At 61.4% G+C, this 21,012-nt stretch carries 17 protein-coding genes; 13 read left to right on the forward strand and 4 right to left on the reverse strand.

All coding sequences use genetic code 11. The annotated features are described in order from the left end of the window. Positions 1 to 78 precede the first annotated feature (78 nt). The 11 genes from RV045_RS10535 (at position 79) to RV045_RS10585 (ending at position 13,026) form a co-directional block, all read left to right on the forward strand. On the forward strand, positions 79 to 303 hold the full coding sequence (locus RV045_RS10535) for a hypothetical protein (RefSeq protein ID WP_423235743.1): 225 nt from the start codon (positions 79 to 81) through the stop codon (positions 301 to 303). Positions 304 to 470: 167 nt separating this feature from the next. Then, positions 471 to 1,427, forward strand: coding sequence for a helix-turn-helix transcriptional regulator (locus tag RV045_RS10540; RefSeq protein WP_423235744.1), 957 nt, complete (start codon positions 471 to 473; stop codon positions 1,425 to 1,427). Positions 1,428 to 1,481: 54 nt separating this feature from the next. After that, positions 1,482 to 3,236 (forward strand): dynamin family protein, encoded by a 1,755-nt coding sequence (locus RV045_RS10545; RefSeq protein WP_423235745.1) that lies wholly within the window; start codon positions 1,482 to 1,484, stop codon positions 3,234 to 3,236. Then, entirely contained in the window at positions 3,236 to 5,482 is a 2,247-nt protein-coding gene (locus RV045_RS10550) for a dynamin family protein (protein WP_423235746.1), read from the forward strand. Before RV045_RS10545 ends, RV045_RS10550 begins: the two co-directional genes overlap by 1 nt. Beyond that, positions 5,479 to 7,290, forward strand: coding sequence for a dynamin family protein (locus tag RV045_RS10555; RefSeq protein WP_423235747.1), 1,812 nt, complete (start codon positions 5,479 to 5,481; stop codon positions 7,288 to 7,290). The genes RV045_RS10550 and RV045_RS10555 overlap by 4 nt, the downstream gene beginning before the upstream one ends. Positions 7,291 to 7,294: 4 nt before the next feature. Next, the gene (locus RV045_RS10560) at positions 7,295 to 8,899 is read left to right on the forward strand and encodes an AAA family ATPase (protein WP_423235748.1); all 1,605 of its coding nucleotides are present in this window, start codon (positions 7,295 to 7,297) and stop codon (positions 8,897 to 8,899) included. Positions 8,900 to 8,979: 80 nt separating this feature from the next. Continuing rightward, on the forward strand, positions 8,980 to 9,108 hold the full coding sequence (locus RV045_RS10565) for a hypothetical protein (RefSeq protein ID WP_423235749.1): 129 nt from the start codon (positions 8,980 to 8,982) through the stop codon (positions 9,106 to 9,108). 11 nt (positions 9,109 to 9,119) lie between these two features. Next, positions 9,120 to 9,338: a hypothetical protein gene (locus RV045_RS10570; RefSeq protein ID WP_423235750.1), complete on the forward strand. Its 219-nt coding sequence runs from the start codon at positions 9,120 to 9,122 to the stop codon at positions 9,336 to 9,338. An 11-nt stretch (positions 9,339 to 9,349) separates the two neighbouring features. Then, positions 9,350 to 10,030, forward strand: a complete 681-nt coding sequence (gene queE, locus RV045_RS10575) for a 7-carboxy-7-deazaguanine synthase (RefSeq protein WP_423235751.1) — start codon at positions 9,350 to 9,352, stop codon at positions 10,028 to 10,030. A 121-nt stretch (positions 10,031 to 10,151) separates the two neighbouring features. Beyond that, on the forward strand, positions 10,152 to 11,855 hold the full coding sequence (locus RV045_RS10580) for a methyl-accepting chemotaxis protein (RefSeq protein WP_423235752.1): 1,704 nt from the start codon (positions 10,152 to 10,154) through the stop codon (positions 11,853 to 11,855). Between the two features lie 169 nt (positions 11,856 to 12,024). Beyond that, a complete protein-coding gene (locus RV045_RS10585; RefSeq protein ID WP_423235753.1) occupies positions 12,025 to 13,026 on the forward strand; it encodes a hypothetical protein in 1,002 nt (333 codons plus the stop codon). A 20-nt stretch (positions 13,027 to 13,046) separates the two neighbouring features. On the opposite strand, the gene rnhA is transcribed toward RV045_RS10585, so the two are convergent. Beyond that, positions 13,047 to 13,502: a ribonuclease HI gene (rnhA, locus tag RV045_RS10590; protein ID WP_423235754.1), complete on the reverse strand. Its 456-nt coding sequence runs from the start codon at positions 13,500 to 13,502 to the stop codon at positions 13,047 to 13,049. Between the two features lie 73 nt (positions 13,503 to 13,575). Continuing rightward, complete coding sequence (locus RV045_RS10595; protein ID WP_423235755.1) at positions 13,576 to 14,436, reverse strand: class I SAM-dependent methyltransferase; 861 nt, start codon at positions 14,434 to 14,436, stop codon at positions 13,576 to 13,578. Between the two features lie 73 nt (positions 14,437 to 14,509). On the opposite strand from RV045_RS10595, the gene gloB reads away from it, so the two are divergent. Both gloB and RV045_RS10605 read left to right on the forward strand, forming a co-directional pair. Then, complete coding sequence (gene gloB / locus RV045_RS10600) at positions 14,510 to 15,361, forward strand: hydroxyacylglutathione hydrolase (RefSeq protein ID WP_423235756.1); 852 nt, start codon at positions 14,510 to 14,512, stop codon at positions 15,359 to 15,361. Between the two features lie 54 nt (positions 15,362 to 15,415). Then, positions 15,416 to 17,083, forward strand: coding sequence for a transglycosylase SLT domain-containing protein (locus tag RV045_RS10605; protein WP_423235757.1), 1,668 nt, complete (start codon positions 15,416 to 15,418; stop codon positions 17,081 to 17,083). Between the two features lie 69 nt (positions 17,084 to 17,152). On the opposite strand, the gene gspE is transcribed toward RV045_RS10605, so the two are convergent. Continuing rightward, positions 17,153 to 18,577 (reverse strand): type II secretion system ATPase GspE, encoded by a 1,425-nt coding sequence (gspE, locus tag RV045_RS10610; RefSeq protein WP_423235758.1) that lies wholly within the window; start codon positions 18,575 to 18,577, stop codon positions 17,153 to 17,155. Between the two features lie 5 nt (positions 18,578 to 18,582). Further along, positions 18,583 to 21,006 carry a type II secretion system secretin GspD gene (gene gspD, locus RV045_RS10615; protein WP_423235759.1) on the reverse strand — a complete coding sequence of 808 codons (2,424 nt, stop codon included), beginning with the start codon at positions 21,004 to 21,006 and terminating at the stop codon, positions 18,583 to 18,585. Between the last annotated feature and the right edge of the window lie 6 nt (positions 21,007 to 21,012).

Raw genomic sequence — 21,012 nt, forward strand, 5'->3', positions numbered from 1 at the left:
GGTTGGGGCGGCAACCCGGCGTTGCTGAAAGTTATGGCCGACACTAAAGCGAGTCTGAAAAGTGATCAAGGAGGACTCATGATCAATCAGCAAAGTAGCTGTTACCACGCATTTTTGCAGGCGAAGGTTGATGCCGCCCGCGCATCAGCCCAAGAGGGCAATCTCGTTTCAAATGAGGATGTCGAGGCTTTTTTTGCAACGCAGCGTGCTGCGCTAGCAGCCACAGTCCGCCCCTTTGACCCCCGTGATAACCCGGTAATTACCTCAGTTTCTGCCTTGACCCCTGATCTTGGGCGGATATAAAAGATGCATTCCCGTGATGTCGCCTTTGCACAATGCCGATCAAGACCGCACCCACATCTCCACTTGAACGCTTCGCAGGCCTTGGTGCCGCATCGTTGTCTGCTGTAGCGACACATCCTGTCGTTGCTGCTGGATAAAGTCAGCCATCGCCACTCCACCGCGCTGCCATGACGACGCCCACAGACTCCCGCCGAACTGACAGCGCATCCAAGGGCGAGAAGTTGGCCTTTCGCATCTCGCAGATTCTGGGCTTGCTGCACCAAGGCGTGGCGCTGGACAAGCACAGGTTGGCTGAGCAATTTCAGGTCGATGTGCGCACCATCGAGCGCGATCTGGGTCAGCGCCTGCAGGGCGTGGTCGAACGCGATGCCAGCGGCCAGTGGCGCCTGACCGCGCAAGCGCGCAGCACCGTTCCCACGCAGTATCTCGATGAATATGCCGATCTGGCGGGCACACGCCAGCTTTTTCCCGATACCAGCCGGGGCTATCTGCTGGACCAGATCGCGACCCCAAAATCCCAGCGCAGCACCCGCGTGCAACCGATACCGGCTGAGGATTTACGCAGCCAGACCGCCGATTTCCGCCAGCTTCAGGCGGCGATTACTGCGCGGCACGAATGCCGCTTCACCTACAAAAACAAACCCCGCCAGGTTCAGCCCTACCGGCTGATCCACCGCTTGGGCGTGTGGTATCTGGCGGCGACTGAGGTGGGGAAGCTGAAGAACTTCAGTGTTGCCCTCATTAACGATCTGGCTGTCGATGCTGAAAAAGCTTTTAGGCCCGATGCCGCGCACATTGATTACATCAACCGCAAGGAGGACGTCTGGTTCACGCAGGATGTCACGGAAGTGCTGCTTCGCGTCGATGCCGAAGTGGCGCACTACTTCACCCGCCGCCCCTTACTGCCGAATCAGACACAGTACACCAATTCCGATGGATCGCTGACGGTTCGTGCGCAAGCCAGCCACCCGCAACAGGTGCTACCAGTGGTGCGGTATTGGTTACCACATGTGAGGATATTGGAGCCGGTGGAGTGGCACATGGATTTGATGCAGGGGTTGCGGTGTGTGATTGACGCGTGGATTTGCCCAATAATGAGCAAGTTTAATTCATTGAAGAGCTAAGTATATCCATTGATTACATTAAAAATTTGATAAGTAAAAGGATCTATATTTCTCATGTTAAAAACTAAAAAAACTTACCTCGAGTATCTTGAGTTGATTCCCCCGCTCTTCGCGAAAACCTTGATCCAGCTTGATGATGTAGCGCGACTAAAAAATGATATCGAACATACTGAATTGCTCGTTCCGGTCATTGGTGCGTACAGCGCAGGCAAGAGCAGCTTGCTGAACGCTTTTCTTGGGGCAGAAATTTTGAGCGTGGGATTGACACCTGAAACCGAGTTGGCCACTGAGCTCCGCTATAACAAAGACCAGCACCTGATAGCCGTTCACTTGGATGGAACTAGCGAGCGTTTGGACGTCAGCGCGCTTGCAGGAATAAAGACTCGAGCGAGTGAATTTTCTCACCTGCAGTTGCATTTAGACAACCCGCAGCTCAAAGCCTTACCGTCGCTGGTCCTCGTTGATATGCCGGGCTTTGGCTCATCGTTAACTAGTCACAACAAAGCGATTGCATATTACTTGCCGCGCGGTGTGCACTTCATCGTTGTAACTAGCGTTGAGGACGGAAACTTAACGCAGTCGATGTTGCGCCAACTGGATGACCTGCAAACCTACGGACGTGAATTCACCTTTTTACTCAACAAGACTAATCTGCGGTCTGATGAGCAAGTGCAAGAAGTCGCAGAGCTTATCGATGAACAAATCAGGATGAATTTTGCCAACACACTGCCGCTGACCAAGGTTGGGCTCGATGCTGATATAAAACTGGCAAAAATTCTTGCACGTTTGGACTCAGAAAAAATCGTTCGCCAAGTCTTTGAAGATCGATTGAAAGATTTGACGCATTCACTGCTTAGTCAGATCAATCTAGCTTTGACCGCATTGAAAAAAAGCCAAACAGAGAATGAGTATGCTTTGAGCGAACTGGCAAATGGTGTTCGACAGATCAAGCGCAAGCGTGATGATATTCTTGAAGATTTACGCGGGCGACAGTTAAGCCGCGCTGTCGATAGCTGCCTTAATATGGTTGGTCGTGAGCTTGATAACGCTCAATCGGAATTGGTTAATGCTTATTTGTCGAGTAATCCGGACTCTTTTTCGCGTGTGGTATCAGAAGTGGTCCGAGGCTCGATGACAAGAACAGTTAAGGCGGAAATGGATATTTTTAGTCGCTCGGTCGTTGCGGATTTTTCTAAAGCCATCGGTGACCTAGGTCAGAGCATGGGCCAATTCAGTAATGATGCCAACTGGTTGGGACAAGTTACCGATAGTATAAATCGTACCCTGCAGAAAACTGGAGAGGCCTTAGGTTACTGGAGTAAAACACTGTCGGAGTACAATGAGAATGAATTAAAGCGATTAAAAGAAGAAAAGAAATGGAAAAAAGGAATGCCATTGCCTCAAATTGGCTACCAAGGTTTAGCGACTGTTCTGGCAGTCACGACCACCGTAGTTAATCCATTAATTGAACTCGCTATTATTTTTCTCCCGCAAATTTTAAATTTTTTCAACGAGGGACGACAACGCGAGAAGGTTCAGCAGAAAGTGATTAACGAAGTTATCCCCTCCGTTAAGCGAGAGCTGCGAGACCGTCTGCCAGCATTGCTGGCTGAGCAGATGGAAGTGATGGTGGCTCAAGTCAGCATAGAGTTTGAGCGTGAGATCGGAGAAAAACAGAAACTCATCGATGAGCTGGTCACAGGCCGAAGTGATGATACCGAACTTGCAAAGTTGCAGATTGCAACACTGATTCATGCAAGAGAGCAGATTCAACAACTGGCCAAACAAACGCTTTATCTGGAGGAATAATGACTGAACAACACGTCTTGGATCTGAGCAAACGCCTTCATCAATGGATGGAGAATTATAGTTCCGAAATTGAGAAAGATATTACTCACCTGCGCAACAAACACGCGATCGAAAGTCCAAGGGAACTAAGTAATGCATTCGCTAGATTAGTTGAAGAAAATCGCTTGCTTCAGGTTGGTGTTGTAGGTCGTGTAAAAGCAGGAAAATCTTCCCTGCTCAATGCGCTAATATTCGACGGCCATGCCATTTTGCCACGAGCGGCGACGCCTATGACTGCGGCTCTAACAACTCTGACCTATGGTGAGTCCTTTTGTGCAGAAGTTGAGTTCTACAGTGAGTCTGATCAGAAAATCATCGAGCTAAATGCAATCAGATATGAGGAACGTTTACTCGAAGAAAAGGCACGCGCCTTCGAGTCGCTTAGCCAGCGCCGTCAGCGCAGTGAGAGTCATTGCCAGGACGCGCAGTTTCTTGCCGACGTTGAAAAAATTGCACGGCGTGCTCTTCAAAGTGAACAGGCACTGGCTGCGGCACATGATCAGTGGCAAAGAATTCGGAATTCAGGTGTCGATTTTAAGTCTCTCGCTAACTTAGGGCGTCTCGAGGCAACAGATGCGCAAATGCTCGCTACTAGCTTGCTGGAGTACGTAAGTGCCGACGGCAAATATATGCCGCTAACTAAAAGTGTTGACATATTTCTTCCGCTCGATACGCTTCGTAATATACGAGTTATTGATACGCCTGGATTGAACGACCCTGTGCAGTCTCGCGAAGAGCGCACGGTTGCCTTGCTCAAGAATTGCGATGTGATTTTTATCGTCAGCCCTGCCGGACAGTTTCTTAGTGAGCAAGATATCGAGGTGATGAGCCGGATTACGCAGAAAGAGGGCCTTCAGGAGCTGGTCTTGATCGCCAGTCAAGTCGATAACCAACTTTATGGTAGTGAAATTCGTCACAATACGCTTCAAGGAGCGTTGGATAAAATCATCCAGACTCTCAGCAGTCACATGATTGATACTTTGCAGCGCTTGAAAGTCCAGCAGCCTGAAATTGGCTCTACCTTTGACGCGTTGATAGAGCGAGGTGCAGGCAGCGTGTTACACACTTCAGGCATGTGTCATAGTCTTTCGGTTCGTTTGGACCAGCAGAGCAAGTGGGATAGTGGCGAACGTAAAGCGTGGGACAACTTACGTGTAAATTATCCTGATTTCTTTGTGCCAGATAATGCCGAACGCTGCCATGCCAATCTCAATTTACTTGCTAATACTGAAGCGCTACGCTCCGTTTTGATGAATGTACGGGCTCAAAAAGATCGAATTATTGCGAATCGATACAACGAGTTGATTAGTGCCAAGGTCACGGCTTTAGAAGCATTTCGGGTCGAGTTGTTGAATTTTACTCAATTCAAGTATCAAAAAATTCGCAGCGCTGACATTTCCGGTATTAAGGGCTTGAAGGAACAGCGACGCAAGATGGCTAACCTTGTGATTGAAGGTGCCGATAAGCTCGATACGGTTTTTTTCGATTCTGCAGATGAGTTTTGCGCAGGTCTGAAAAAGAAACTTGAAGTTGATATTGAGTTTTATTATCAGAAGACCACTAACAGAATCAAGGCGGCAACTAGTGAAAAATCGGAATCACGCACGGAAATGCGCGATAGCATCACTGCAAAAATTGCCAACTGGGCTTGGGGTGGCGGTATAGAAGCTCGTCAGCATACCGAGATCAAGGTACTTGGGACTCAGGTTCGCAATGGGCTTACCGCATTTGCCGATGAGTTGGTGTATACTCTGATCAACACAAGTAAAAAATCGAATAAGAGCTTTTATGAGAGCCTACTTAAGCGATCGACCGCGGCTGCCAGAGTATACCTTGGTGATGAACTAGACCCAGCGTTGATCATCGAAACCAACCAGAATTTGATTGCCAATCTAAATATTCCTTTGTTTAAACTCCGCAGCAGTGCATTTGATTCGCTCAATGGCTTTAGTGGCTATCTGTTAGGCGATGATGCGAAAAACTTCCTTGATGCTGCTCACCTTGCTCTGGAGGAGCTCAGAGGAGATGCTGAATCGCAAGTTCGTCAGTTGATTGGTGAGATCAACGAAAGTCTACCTGAATCCTATGGAAAAGCATTTTTTCAGGATATGCAAGCACGGATAGATGAATTTGAAGAACAGGTTAAAAATTCTCTTTTAACCCTCGATCGTTTGCAACGCATGGCTAAGGAGCTGGAGGCAATGTGAAGACCGAGTTATTTCCTCCGGTCTTAATGGCCTATCTTTACAAGCTCGGAAATCTATTTATTAGACGTCGTAAGCAATTGCGTGAAGATGTAATCAAAATAGTCCAAGCTGCAGACAACCGATACGGTGAATTGACGCAAGAGTACAAGAGTGTGCTGGCACGCACTGAGGTGCTGACTGCTGATTTTGATGAGTTGACCAAGTGCCAAGCAAATACTGCTGCCGAGCTGGAGGATGCACGGAATTCTTTGCATGGGTTGCAGCAGACGCTTGAACAGGCCAGCATTCAGCATGGCCAATCTGAGCAAGAGGCGCGACTACGTTTCGGAACCTTATCGCTTCAGTATGCAGAGCTGATGCAAGATCGTAACAGAATTGAGAAGGCCCGAGAGGTTCTCCGACAGCAGCTCGATCAAGTGAATCTTGATTTGCAAGCTACGGTCGATTCGCTTAGTACTATGGATCATCGGCATAAAATCTTAACTCAAGAGCATCAGAAAACTCTTGAATTCTATGAAAAACTAACAGCTAAACATGAGCAGGTGGCAGCCGAATTTCATGAATTGAGTCAACGCCACGGCGATACTTGGACCCGGTTCCAGCTTATTTCTCAATTACTTGCTGCCTGTCCACGTGAAAACGCTGGCCTGGTACGTTTTCGAAAGTTGTTGGCGAATGATTATATGACGTTTGCCGACCATGAGTCGTCGTTGGCAGCCGAGGCCAAAGCGCTGACAATGCTGCAGTCCATCCAACAGGAATTAGCACTATTCGTAGGGTTTCCAGATGTTAATCAACGTACTATCGTTGGTATTGTGGGTGGCTTTAGTAGCGGCAAGTCTGAATTTGTTAACAGTTTTATTGGTGATCCGGAAGTGCGTTTGGCAGTTGGTATGCAGCCTATTACTGCAATTCCTAGTTATGTGCTGGCATCTGACGAGCGAATATTTCGCGGCTATTCGGCAAACGGTGGTTATGTAAATTTAGAGCTGGATTTTTATAAAAAAATTACCCATGCGTTCATCGATTCATTTGGTTTTGACTTGAAGGGCTTGATGCCGTTCATGTGCGTTGGCGTTCAAATGGATCCTGAATATTTTGCTAATATTTGCTTTATTGATACCCCCGGCTATAACTCGCCAGCGACAGCTGCTGCACAGAGTCATGGTGACAGGCGAACAGCTATCCAGTTTGCACGGCAAGCTGATGTGCTTGTCTGGTTGATTGCCCTTGACTCCAACGGCACAGTTCCCGATTCGGATATTGATTTTATACAGCAGATCGGCGTCGAGCAACAGTCAATTTATGTTGTTTTGACCAAAGCCGACCTCAAGTCTGACGACGATATAAATTATCTTATTGATGAAGTTGATGATATATTGCAATCTTACGGAATAGCGGTTTGTGGGATTAGTGCCTACAGCTCGACCCGGCGCGCTGAAGTTGCATATCGTAAAGTGGCTCTGATGAAATTTTTCTCTCAAATTAATAAAAGCAGAAATGTAATACAGCGTATCAACGGGCGTTTGCGTGAGGTTTTCTCAATGTATGACGACGCCATCCAGCAAGATATTGAAATTATTCGTTCGCAAAAGCGGGCGATTAACGGACTTCGACTTGATTGTTTGGAAATTGGTGGTATTGATGTTTATGAGCGAATGCTTGTGACCATCGATATGCTTGAAGAAAAGCTGGATGTGGCCACGGTCGAAAGCTGGCTTAAAGAGTCAAGACGTCTGTCTGAAGAGTTTAGCGATGCTGTCCGGCAAACTGTCGAGGTGGCTGAAGAAAAAGCTTCGGTGGTGTAAGACGATGTCAATAAACCCCACTGAATCCCACATCCTCCACCACCTCCAATCCACCCTCACATCCGCCTACACAATCTTCCACACCCTCTACTGGGCCGATACCGATGCAGCTCGTGATCACCACGGCGAATTCGATATTGTGGTGATGAACCGGGCGGGTGATCTGGCGATTCTGGAGGTGAAGGGCGGCGCGGTAGAACTGGCACCCTCTGGGGTATTCAAGCGCTATGGCACCGAGCGCAAGGATGTGGGGCAGCAGGCGCGGCGGCAGTTTCACCACCTGCAGGCGCGCATCCGGCAGCGGGGCTGGTATGTGCGGCTGCTGCACTTTCTGGTGCTGCCGCAGCACCGGCTGCCGCCGGACGAGGCCAGCCTGTCCTACCCGCGCGAGCGCATTCTGGATTCTCAGGATTGCGCCGACCTGGCCGGAGCGCTGGCCCGGACCCTGGGGCAGGGGATGGACAAACCCGAGCAGCGCGAGGCGGTCGAGCGTTTTCTGCTGGATTGGCTGGGCCTGCAGCTGGATGTGTCGGTGCTGGCCGGGCAGATGGCGCAGCGGGTGCGGGCGATGTCTGGCGGGCTGGCGACCTGGGTGCTGCGCATGGCGGCGCCTTCTGGCGTCATCAGGGTGCAGGCCACGGCGGGTTCGGGCAAGACGCAACTGGCCCTGCGCCTGCTACAACGTGCAGCGGATGCCAGTCAGCGTGCATCCTACGTCTGCTTCAACCGGCCGCTGGCAGACCACCTGCGCCAGATCGCGCCCGGAGCGGGGCAGGGTGTGCAGGTGGCGACGTTTCACCAGCTCTGCTGGGAGCACGCCGGGCGCCCCGCTGATCGGGGCGATGCCGCCGGACTGGACGCTCTGTCGCAGGCCTTTATCGCCGCCGCACCCAGGCAGTCGGCCGATCTGGATCTGCTGGTCATCGACGAGATGCAGGATCTTCGCGCCGACTGGATCAGCGCCTTATTGCCGCGTCTGAAGGACACTGGCCAGCTTTTCACTCTGGAAGATGCCAGCCAAGGCCTCTACCCGGATCGCGAAGAGGTTGATATTCCCGACGCGGTGCACGTCACCAGCCAGGACAATCACCGCAGCCCGCGCCGGGTGGTCGAGCTGATCAACCTGCTGCACCTGACCCCGCAGCCCATCACCGCCTGCAACCCCTGGCGCGGCGAGCTGCCCGGCCTGCGCACCTGGCAGCCCGAATCTCAGCGTCTGCAGGCCGAGACCATCGCCGCCGTAACGCGCTGCCTGGAGCTGGGTTTTGCCCTGAAAGACATCGCCGTGCTGACCTGGCGCGGTCGTGACCACAGCGCGCTTCAGCAGGATACGCTGGGCGAGTGGCCGTTGCGCCACTTCACCGGGGCCTACGACGCCCACGGCCGCCCCTGCTGGAGCGACGGCGAGCTGGTGCTTGAGACCATTCGCCGCTTCAAAGGCCAATCCGCGCCCGCCGTGGTGCTGACAGAAATCGATTTCGACGCCTGGACGCCCGAAGTGCGCGCCCTGCTGTTCGTCGGCCTGACACGCGCGCAGATGCACGTCGAGCTGGTGCTCAGCCCGCGCGCTGATGCCTTGCTCACCGCGGCCATTTCTGCACACGATTAGATCGATGATTCATTTGGCGACACACCCTGTCGCACCCTCCCCGCAAAATCCCTCCATCATTACTTTCACCGGAGCCCGCCATGTGCAACCAGAACAACCCCCTTCAGATGCTGGCCACGCTGGCCCTGACTTTTGCCAGCGGCATGGTGGTCGCCAAGGTGCTGGACGCCTATATCGACTGGTCCGCCCAGCGCATCGCCAACCGCTGAGCGAGGCCGTTATGCCCGTCGCTGCCACCGAGCTGCGCCACACCTGTCAGGACTGCGGCTGGACTGCCACCCAGCGCGGCGACTGCTTCGTGCGGGTCGAGCGCTGTCCCACCTGCGGCAGCGGCAAGGTGCAGACGCAGAGCCGCCGCCTGGTGTCGTTTCCGGGCCAACCCCGCACGTCGACCGGGTCGATGCTGGGGGATCTGCTGCGGCGGCTGCGGGGCGGCTAGAATCCGCCCCCATGTCTTACGCCGTCAAAGAAATCTTCTACACCCTGCAGGGCGAGGGCCAACAGGCCGGGCGCCCGGCGGTGTTCTGCCGCTTCGCGGGCTGCAACCTGTGGTCGGGCCGCGAGGAGGATCGCGCCAGCGCCCAGTGCCGCTTCTGCGACACCGATTTCGTCGGGATGGACGGCACCCTGGGCGGGCGCTATGACGCTGACGCCCTGGCGGACACTATCGCCCGCTGCTGGCCTGTGCCGGATGCGAAGGCCGGGGAGGGTGGGCTGTTGCCGGGGCGTCCGCTGGTCGTGATGACGGGCGGCGAGCCACTGCTGCAGCTGGATGCCGAACTGATCGCGGCCGTGCACGCGCGCGGTTTCGAGATCGCGGTCGAGAGCAACGGCACGCTCGCCGCGCCGCCGGGCATCGACTGGCTGTGCGTCAGCCCCAAAGCAGGGAATGACCTCGTGCAGCGCAGCGGCCACGAGCTGAAGGTGGTGGTGCCCCAGGCCGGGTTCGACGAGGCCGCGCTGCTGGCCTTTGAGGCGCTGGATTTCGCCAGCCTGCGCGTCCAGCCCATGGACAGCCCGACGTTGCCAGGGGCTCAGGCCAACAACCAGGCCTGGGCCGTGCAGTGGTGTCTGGATCACCCGCGCTGGTCGCTCAGCGTGCAGACGCACAAGGTGCTGCTGATCCGCTGATCTGCCCAGAAAGTCACACTGGGGCGTTCAAGTCGGCGTGCGGGTCATCCGAAGGGAAAGAAGAGTGCAGCGCAACACGGCGCCGCCTTTTCTTTTTTCCGGACTGATTTGCAGGGATCCCATGAAAATTTCCACCCGACTTGCTTTGGGCTACGCCCTGATTCTGGCCATCTGCCTGTCTGTTTTCGTGTTTGCCGCCCTGCGCATGACCACGCTGGCCGGTGATGTGGACGAGGTGGCGGGCAGCCGCCTGACGCAGGTCAGCGAGCTGCAGGATCTGCGCAACAGCCTCAATGCGCAGGGCCACCAGGTGCGCAACATCCTGATCAGCCCGGACAGCACCTTCCAGGCCGCCGAGTTCAAAAAGGCCACGGACCGCGTCGGCTCCAACCGCAAGCTGATTGCCGATCTCAAGGATCGCCCGCGCACGCAGGAAGGCTTGGACATGATCCTGGCCATCGAGAAGCTCGAGCCCGCGTTCAGCACGGCGATGCTGCGCACCGGCGAGCTGGCCATGCAGGGCCAGCCCGATGCCGCCCGCGCCAGCCTGCTGGGCGAGATGCGCGACCGCCAGATGCCGCTGTTCAAGGCGGTGGACGACGCGCTGGCGCTGCAGCTGCAGCGTGCCACGGCGCTGGCGGAATCGTCCCGGGCCCAGGCCACGCAGTCGGCCTGGATGATGGGCTGGCTGGGCCTGGTCGCCGCGCTGGTCTCTCTGGGGGCGCTGTGGCAGATCACACGCTACATTTCGCGCGCCATAGGCGGTGAACCGGCGGATGTGAACGGCGTCATCCAGCGCATCGCGTCGGGGGATCTGCGCTCCATCGATGCGGTGCGCAAGGCCCACGCGGGCAGCGTGCTGGCCACCCTGGGCGACATGCAGACCAGCCTGGCGCAGATCGTGGCGCAGGTGCGCACCAGCAGCGACAGCATCGCCACCGGATCGACCGAGATCGCCAGCGGCAACGCCGACCTGAGCCAGCGCACCGAGCAGCAGGCCAGCAGCCTGCAGCAGACCACGGCCACCATGGAGCAGATTTCCACCACGCTGCGCGCCAACGCTGAAACGGCGGGCGAGGCCACGTCGCTGGCCGCGCAGGCCGCGCAGGCGGCGCAGCAGGGCGGCGAAGTCGTCGGCGCCGTGGTCTGCACCATGCAGGAGATTTCCAGCTCGTCGCAGAAGATCGCGGACATCATCGGCGTGATCGACAGCATTGCCTTTCAGACCAACATCCTGGCGCTGAACGCGGCGGTCGAAGCCGCCCGGGCGGGGGAGCAGGGACGCGGCTTTGCCGTGGTGGCCAGCGAAGTGCGCAGCCTGGCGCAGCGCAGCGCCGAAGCCGCCAAGGAAATCAAGGCCCTGATCAACGCCAGCGTGGACAAGGTCGCCACAGGGGCGCAGCAGGTGGATCTGGCCGGAACGTCGATGACCGAGATCGTCTCGCAGGTGCAGCGCGTCAGCGTGCTGATCACCGAGATTTCGGCGGCCACCGCGCAGCAGTCGCAAAGCATCAGCGGCGTCAGCCAGGCCGTCGGCCAGCTCGACACGGTCACGCAGCAGAACGCCGCGCTGGTTGAGGAAAGCGCCGCGGCCGCCGAGAGCCTGCGCCAGCAGGCCGACCGGCTGCTGGGCGCGGTCAGCACCTTCAAGCTGGCCGACGGGCCGCTGGCCGTCCCGGCGGCGGGGGCCAGCGCGCCCCGTCCGGCCGCAGCGGCGGCAGCCACGCAGGCGTCCAGCCCGGCCCGTCCAGCGGCTGCGGCACCTGCACCGCACAGCAGCAGCCGCACGCCGGAGCCTGCGGACGCCGAGTGGGCGACCTTCTGAGTCCGCACCCCGGGCGCTGCGCGGACCGTAAAACCGCGCAGCGCTGTCGGTTTTTTGCTGCAGAGACGGGCCATTTTGCGGGTGTGAAGCCCCTGTGATCCGTGAAAAAGTGGGCTTTGACCCGGCCTGTGCCGATAATCCAGCCAAACTGATTTTCTGGATCAAGCCCTTGTTTTATCTTTCTTCTTTCCCCTGGCAGCGCGCCGCGCTGTCGCTGCTCTCGGCCACCGTGCTGGCTCTGGCCGTGGCGCCGCAGCCCGTGCTGGCGGCAAAAAAGGCGGCGGTTGCCAAATCCAGCAAGTCCAAACGGGCCAAAGCGCCCAAAGTGGCGCCTTTTGTGCTCTACGAGAACTGGGAGGGCCTGTCCACACCGGCGCTGGTCGAGCGGGCCAACGCCATCTCGAAAATGGTCGGGCTGCAGGACAGCGACGCACTGCTCAAGGTGCTGCTGCAGGAAACCCGTCTGGGGCGCCTGGGCGGCTTCTGGCGTGCGGCGGGGCGGGGGCTGAAATCCGAGCCCTATTACGGCATCGGCCAGATGAAACTGTCCACCGCCATGGACGTGCTCAAAAGCGAGCCGCGCTGGCTGAAAGATTTCAAACTGCAGCCCGACGAAGACCTCATCCGCGCGCATCTGACCATCAATGACCGCTTTTCGGCGGTGATGGCGGCGGTGTACCTCAAGCAGCTCTCGCGCCAGTACCAGGGCGACGCGCTGCTCAACGCCTACAACCGCGGCCCCACGGGCGTGAAGGGCGTGGCCGACGATTTCCACTACGCCGTGTCCGCCAACGCCAAGTTCTACGAGGTCTTCCCCGAGAAGAAACCGCTGGTGGTCACCGCCGCCGACTGCCAGCCCATCGTGGCCGCGCAGACCCTGGCGACCAGCATAGGCCCCACGCTGGGCACCGGCACGGCCGCGCTGGGCGCTTACGACCCCAGCAAGGATCCGCTGATCGCCAGCAAAGGCCGGCAGGCCAAGGTCGAGGTGGTCCAGCGTCTGGACAAGCAGGTGAAAGAGCACGCGCGTGGCGGCAAACCCGCCGCCCTGAGCAGCGATCCGCGCTTCGCCGAAGCCTGTGCCAAACTCAGCCTGGTCGCCTCAGCGGCCGACACCACCGCCAAGCCCACACCCGGCAAAACCAGCGCCACGGGCACCGTGCGCCGCTGAGCCTGAACGTCCCCCGGCGCTTAGCGCTTCGCGATCTGCTCTTCCACACCCCGGTTGGCCAGCTCGTCGGCCTTTTCGTTGCCCGGATCGCCCGCGTGGCCCTTGACCCAGCGCCAGTCCACGGTGTGGCGGCTGGCGGCGGTGTCCAGCTGCTGCCACAGGTCGGCGTTCTTCACCGGCTTTTTGTCGGCGGTGCGCCAGCCGCTGCGCTTCCAGTTGTGGATCCACTGCGTGATGCCGTTGCGCACATAGGTGCTGTCGGTATAGATGATGGCCGCGCAGGGACGTTTGAGACTGTCCAGTGCCTGGATCACGGCCATCAGCTCCATGCGGTTGTTGGTGGTTTGCGGCTCACCGCCCCACAGCTCGCGGCTGTGTTCGCCGTACTGCAGCCAGGCGCCCCAGCCGCCGGGGCCGGGGTTGCCTTTGCAGGCGCCGTCGGTGTAGATGGTCAGGGTGGTGGGGGTGTCGCTCATGGAATCAGTCCGGAAAATGGCCAGGGAGCGCCATCCTAAACCCTGTCGCCCGTGTCGCCCCTGTGGCGCCCGCTCAGGCCCCCGTGCCGGGCACAGACAGGGCTGGGCGCAGCGCCGCGCCGCCCAGGGCCACGCGGCGGCGCGGGCGCTGGCCGACCCAGCGTATGGCGGGCACCTGCTTGATCGCCATCACCGCGTAGACGCCGCCCAGCATGGGCCACCAGCGGTCGCCCGCCGGTTCCAGCCAGCGCAGGCGCTGCTGCCAGCGGGCGCCAAGGCCCGGTGGCGTGTACTGGCCAAAGCAGCCGGCCTGGATCTCGCAGTTGAACAGGCGCAGCCAGTCGCGCAGGCGCAGCAGGCCCACGGGCTGCAACGCCAGCAGCGCCTGCGCGCCAGTGCCTGCGCGGATGCGCTCCAGCCACTGCGCCGCATCCTGCCCGGCCAGGCGCGCGCGCAGGCTGGTCCAGCGGCGCGAGGCACCCCACAGGCTGGTGGCGTTCAGGCCGCTGATCCACAGCCGCCCCTGCGGACGCAGCACGCGGTAGGCCTCGCTGATGAGCTGGTGGGGGTTGTCGCTCAGATCCAGCGTGTGCGGCAGCACGACCAGGTCCAGGCTCTCGTCGGGGAAGGGCAGCTCGTCGAAGCGGCAGCGCAGCAGCGATCCTGGTGCGGTTGTGGCGACCTCCAGCGCGTGCAGCGCCAGCCAGCGGTGCGCCATGCGGTTGGCACGCAGCGCCTGCAGCGCCGGAAAGCCCAGCTGCAGGGCATGGACGCCAAACACATCGGCCAGATGGCGGTCCAGCACCGCCTGCTGCCACAGCACAAAGCGGCGCGCCAGCGGCGCATCGGGCGGCGGCGCGGCGTGATCGGCGCCCAGCGGCTCGACCGCCATGCCGTGGCCCTGCAGCCAGTGCTGCCAGGCGAGATAGCGCACCCGCGACCAAGGGTCCAGGTCTCCATCGCCGGAAAGGTTTGCGGCACAATGCGCTTTTGGATTTGGCGAGCCCATGTTTTATTGTCCCACGCCTGCGCTGCAGGACAACGTCATCTGGATTCTCGGCGCGGGCGAAAAGCCCCGGGCGGGCGATCCGGCCCCGGAGCGTGCCACCCCCGTGCTGGTGGTGGACCCGGGCGAGGCCGACGCCCTCCACCAGAGCCTGCTGGACCAGCACCTGGCACTGCACGCCATCGTGGTCACCCACCACCACGGCGATCATGTTGGCGGCATCGCGCGCCTGCTGGCGCTGTGGCCGCAGGCGCTGCTGGTCGATGCGCAGCCGCAGCACAGCCGTCTGGGCGATGACCTTGCGCTGCTGAGCGGGCGCATCGTCACTCCGCAGCCCGGCCAGACGCTGGTTCTGCCCGGTCTGGACGGCCTGCGCATTGATGTGCTGGCCGTGCCCGGCCACACGCTGGATCACCTGGCCTACGTGGTCACCGGGCCGGGCTGCGACGACGCGCCCCTGCTGCTGTGCGGCGACACGCTGTTCTCGGCCGGCTGCGGACGCATGTTCGAGGGCACGCCGGCGCAGTTTGCGGACAGCCTGGCGCGCCTGGCGGCGCTGCCGGACGACACCCGCGTGCTGTGCGCCCACGAGTACACGCTGTCCAACCTGCGCTTTGCGCAGGCGGTCGAACCCGGCAACGCTGAGATCGCCGCGCACACCGCCTGGGCGCAGCAGCAGCGCGCCCAAGGTCTTTACACGCTGGCGACAGAACTTCGGCAGGAAAAGCGCATCAACCCCTTTCTTCGCCTGGGCGAAGCCGCCGTGATCGCTGCCGCCCGCCGTGAAGGGGCCCGCGGCAGCGATCCGGTCTCCGTGTTTGCTGCCTTGCGCGAGTGGAAAAACCGCTTCTGACGCCTTTCTTTTTTCCGATCTTTCCTCCTTCTTCCCTTTTTTCTGATCTCCCATATGACGACGTTCCTTTCGCGCCGCCGCCCTGCGCTGCGCTTCACGGCCCTGTGTCTGGCCAGCAGTGCCTGGCTGTCGGCCTGTACCACCGTGGGCCTGGACAACCCGTCCGCCTCCGCGCCTGGTCCATCCCGCGCAGCGGTCCAGCCCGCGGGCAAAACGCCTGCACCCGCCAGCGCGGCGCAGCAGCGCCCCGTCTACAGCGACGCGACCGATGCCTACGATCCCTTCAACCCCACACGCCGCGTGCAGGACATCAACCAGCAGGAAGACCTGTGGGCCCGCATCCGCAAGGGCTACAAAATGGAGCCTCTTCAGGACCGCAGCCTGGTCAGCGAGTGGGAGCAGCGCTACGCCAGTCAGCCCGACTACATCGCCCGCATGACGCAGCGCGGATCGCGCTACCTGTATCACATCGTGGACGAGGTCGAAGCACGCGGCATGCCCAGCGAACTGGCGCTGCTGCCTTTTGTCGAGAGCGCTTTCAACCCCACCGCGCGTTCGGGTGCGGCGGCGGTCGGGCTGTGGCAGTTCATGCCCCGCACGGGCCGCGATTTTGACCTGCACCAGAACATGTTCAAGGACGACCGCCGCAGCGTGCTGTCGTCCACGCAGGCGGCGCTGGATTACCTGCAGATGCTGCACGACGAGTTCGGCGACTGGAAGCTGGCGCTAGCCGCCTACAACTGGGGCCAGGGCAATGTGCGCCGTGCCATCGCGCGCAACGCGGCGGCCGGGCTGCCCACCGACTACGAAAGCCTGTCGATGCCGGCCGAAACGCGCAACTATGTGCCCAAGCTGATGGCCATCCGCAACCTGGTGGCCAACCCGGCGCAGTTCGGCGTGACGCTGGGCGATCTGCCCAACCACCCCTATTTTCTGACCGTGCCGGTGACACGCGACATCGATGTCGCTACCGTGGCGCGGCTGGCGGGCGTGAGCACCGACGAGTTCCGCAAGCTCAACCCCGAGCAGAACAAGCAGGTGATTTTCGCCGCCGGTACGCCGCAGATCCTGCTGCCTTACGACAACGCGCTGACCTTTTCGCGCGAGCTGTCGCATTACAGCGGTCCGCTGGCCTCGCTGACGGCTTGGGTCGCGCCGCGCACCATGAAGGTCGCCGATGTGGCGCGTACGCTGGGCGTGAGCGTTGAAGAGCTGCGCGCCCACAACCGCCTGCCCGCGCGCATGATGGTGCGCGCCGGATCGACGCTGGTCGTGCCGCGCACGGGTGCCGAGCGCAATGTCAGCACCAGCGTGCTTAATAACGCGCACCTGGCGCTGACGCCCGAGCCGCCGCCGGTCAAGCGCGTGGTCTTCCAGGCCAACCGCCTGGGCATGACCGTGGCCGCCGCCGCCCGACACGCCGGGGTGCGCCCGGCGCAGGTCGCGCAGTGGAACGGCATCAGCCCGCGCGGGCGCTTTGGCAAGCACGCCAGCATCGTGGTCTATGTGCCGCCCAATGTGAACATCGCCGCCATCCCCGAGCCGCCCGAGCCCAAAAAGAAGAGCCCGAAGAAAATGACGGCCAAAGAGCGCCGCCTGGAAGCCGCCCGCGAAGCGCGCGAAGCCAGGGCCAATACCAGAACAGCGCGCAAGGCGAGCCCTAAAGCCGCACCCAAAGCGGCTGCGAAGGCCGCTGCGAAAAAAGAGCGCAAAAAGAAGTAAGCCGCCGCTTGCCCCCTGACAGCCCCGGCCCCCTCCCCGACGGGGCGGGGTGCCCCGGGAGGGCGGGATTCACTCCCGCGTCACCCGCACCAGCTCCTCGCGCGAGGTGATGCCGGCCTGCACCAGGCGCTCGCCGTCCTGGCGCATGGACACCAGGCCCTCGGCCAGCGCGGCGCGGGTCAGCTCCTGGTCGCTGCTGCGGTTGTGGATGTGGCTGCGCAGGCCGTCGGTGCAGGCCATCCACTCGTAGACGCCGGTGCGGCCTTTGTAGCCGGTGCTGCTGCAGTGCGCGCAGCCCACCGGGCGCCAGCCGCCCTCGGGCGCGGGGGTTTTGCACTGTGGGCAGAGCTGGCGCACCAGGCGCTGGGCCAGCACGCCCAGCAGGCTGGAGCTGAGCAGAAAAGGCTCGATCCCCATGTCCGCCAGGCGCGTCACGGCGCTGGGCGCGTCGTTGGTGTGCAGCGTGGCCAGCACCAGGTGACCGGTCAGGCTGGCCTGAACGGCGATCTGCGCGGTTTCGAAATCGCGGATCTCGCCGATCATGATGATGTCCGGATCCTGACGCAGGATGGCGCGCAGGGCGCGGGCGAAGCTCAGTTCGATCCGGCTGTTGACCTGCGTCTGGCCGATGCCGGGCAGCTCGTATTCGATGGGATCTTCGACCGTCAGGATGTTGGTGGTGTCGGTGCGCAGGCCGGACAGCGCGGCGTACAGCGTCGTCGTCTTGCCCGAACCCGTGGGCCCGGTGACCAGCACGATGCCGTGCGGCTGCTGCACGGCGCGGCCAAAGCCGTTGCGCACGGTGGCCGACATGCCCAGGCGGTCCAGGCTCAGGCGCGAGCTGCTTTTGTCCAGCAGACGCAGCACCGCGCGCTCGCCGTGTGCCGAGGGCAGGGTAGAGACGCGCACGTCGATCGCCCGGTTGCCGATGCGCAGCGAAATGCGTCCGTCCTGCGGCAGGCGCTTTTCAGCGATGTCCAGCTCGGCCATGATTTTCAGGCGCGAAATCAGCGCGGCGTGCAGCGCCTTGTTGGGCTGGACGACCTCGCGCAGCGTGCCGTCCACGCGAAAACGCACGCTGGAATGGCGCTCGTAGGGCTCGATGTGGATGTCGCTGGCGCCTTCGCGCGCGGCCTGCGTGAGCAGCGCGTTGAGCATGCGGATGATGGGCGCGTCGTCGGCCGTCTCCAGCAGGTCTTCGATGGCGGGCAGCTCCTGCATCAGGCGCGACAGGTCCACCGCGCTTTCCACCTCGGAGATGACGTTGGCCGCGCTGTTGTCGCTGCCGCTGTAGGCGGCGTCGATGCGCTGGCGCAGGCTGTCGGCCTCGTCCGGGCAGATGCGGTCCACGGCCTGCGTGCGGCAGACTTCGGCGATGGCGTGGCGCGGCGTCGCCGGGCTGACCCACAGCGTCAGGCTGTCGGCGTCGCGCTCCAGCAGCGTCAGGTGGCTTTTGGCCCAGCCGTAGGGCAGCGGATGCCGGGAGGTGGCCATGCGGATCAGCGGTTGGCGAAGGGGTAGACGGGATCCGGCTGCACGGGGGCGGCCGGGGGCGCCGTGACAGCCGCCGGAGCAGGCGCTGCGGGAAGCGGCGCTGCCGGGACCGGAACAGGCCTGGGCGCAGGTGCGGGAACGGGGGCAGGCTGGACCACCGTCGCAGGCACCGGCAGTGGCACCGGGATGACGGCGGCCGGCTGCGGCGGGATTAGCGCGGGCAGCTGAGGCCCGGCGTTGACGTTGCTCATGACGCTGCTGGGCTCGGGCTGGGCCTCGGCCTGGCGGGCGCGGATCATGTCGTAGCGGTCCAGCGTCAGGCGGTCGGCGCTGGCGCTGGTCGGCAGGATGACGGGGCGCAGGAAAACCATCAGATCGGTCTTGATGCGCTGGCGGTTGCGCGAGCGGAACAGCCCGCCCACCAGCGGCAGGTCGCCCAGGCCTGGCACGCGGTTGTCCTCGTCGGTGTACTCGTCCTTGAGCAGGCCGCCCAGCACCAGGGTCTGGCCGTCGTTGACGACCACGGTGGTTTCGATGGCGCTCTTGTCGGTGGTCGGGCCCAGCGCGCTTTGCGAGCGCACGGCCGAGTTCTCCTGGAAGATGCGCATGCGGATGGTGCCGTCCTCGCCGATCTGGCTCTTGACGCGCAGCGTCAGGCCCACGTCCTGGCGCTCGATGGTCTGGAAGGGGTTGGCCGAGCTGCCCGAACTGCCGGTGTTGGTGAAGCTGCCGGTCACGAAGGGCACGTTCTGGCCGATGACGATCTTGGCTTCCTCGTTGTCCAGTGCGACCAGGTTGGGCGTGGACAGCACGTTGGCGCCGGTGTTCTGCTGCAGGAAACGCGCCAGCGCGCCCAGCGTGTAAATGCCGCCAAAGCTGCGCAGGATGCCCACGTTCAGGCCACCCAGGGCGCCGGTGGCCGCCGTGGCGGCCACGCTGGCGGCGCCGCTCAGGCCCTGCGCCGCAGCGGCCGACAGGCCGATGATGTTGGTGCCGTCGCTGCCGAAGTTGGTGCCCAGGCCCAGCAGCGTGCCGTCGCCCTTGTTGCCGAACAGGTTCTGCCATTGCACGCCCACGGCGGCCAGCTTTTCGGCATCGACCTTGACGATCATCGATTCGACATAGACCTGCGCGCGGCGCATGTCGAGCTGGTCGATGGCGCTGCGGATCTGTCGGTAAAGCGGCTCGGGCGCGGTGATGATGAGCGAATTGGACGCCGGATCGGCCTGGATGAATCCGCCCGTGGACGGCGGCGCCACCGGGGTCACCGGCGTGGTCGCAGCTGCGCTGCTGGCCCCGGCGCCACTGCCGCCCGAGGCCACCACCGGTGCGGCCTGAACGGGCGCCGCTGCGCTGCCACTGCCTCCCGCGCCCGACCCGGCGTCGGGAAAGGCCGCGCGTAGCACCGTAGCCAGACGAACCGCATCAGCGTTTTTCAGAGGCACGACCCAGACGCTGCCCGGCGGCCCCTGAGTGGGCTGATCCAGCCGCGCGATGAGCTGGCGCGCTTCGGCCAGCTGCGCCCGGGTGGCCGCCTGCAGGATCAGGCTGTTGTTGCGCGGGTCGGCCAGCACGGTCACGCTGCCGTCCGAATCGCCGCCCGTCTGCACAGCGCCCGGCATGGCCATGCCGCTGCGCCGGGTGGGGACGTTGACCGGCGCCGCGCCACCGCCGCCACCGGTCAGGCGCTGGACCAGCGGCGCTAGGTCGGTGGCGATGGCGTAGCGCAGCACGACCACGTCGAACTGGCTGCTGGCCGGTCGGTCCATGGCCGAAATGATGGTCGCCAGGCGGCGCAGATTGTCGGCGTAATCGGTGATGACCAGCGTGCCGTTACCGGGGTTGGCGTTGATGGTGTTGTTGGGGCTGATCAGAGGGCGCAGCACCGGCAGCAGGCTGTTGGGGTTCTCGTACTGCAGCTGGAAAATCTGGGTGACGATCTGCTCGCCCCGCGCCCGCGCGGCGGGTGTCGTCACCACGGGCGAGGCCAGCAGCTTGGCGTCGGCCTCGGGCACGACTTTGAGCAGATCGCCGCTGTCAACCACCGTGTAGCCCAGGCCGCGCAGCGCGGCCAGGAAGCTGCTGTAGGCGCGGGCGGGGGTCAGCGGCTCCTGGCTGTACAGCGTGATCGTGCCGCGCACGCGCGGGTCAACCACGAAAGGCTTGTTCAGGATGGCGCCCATGGCGCGGGTGACGGCGTCAATTTCGGCGTTGACGAAGTTCAGCGTCAGGCCTTCTTCCCGGGCGGCTTTGCGGCTTTCCTTGCGCGACTGCGCCTGCGCCGGGAGGGCGGCCAGCGGCGCCAGCTGCGCGGCCACCAGCAGCGCGCACACCACCGGCCGCAGGCGCGGGCGCAGTGCGGCGCGCTGCAGGGCGGCGGCCTTTTGGGGCTGCGGGCGGGAATCGGGGCGGTCAGTATCGTGGGACATGCAAAG

It is taken from the genome of Amphibiibacter pelophylacis, from assembly GCF_037688875.1.
GTDB classification, from domain to species: domain Bacteria; phylum Pseudomonadota; class Gammaproteobacteria; order Burkholderiales; family Burkholderiaceae_C; genus Amphibiibacter; species Amphibiibacter pelophylacis.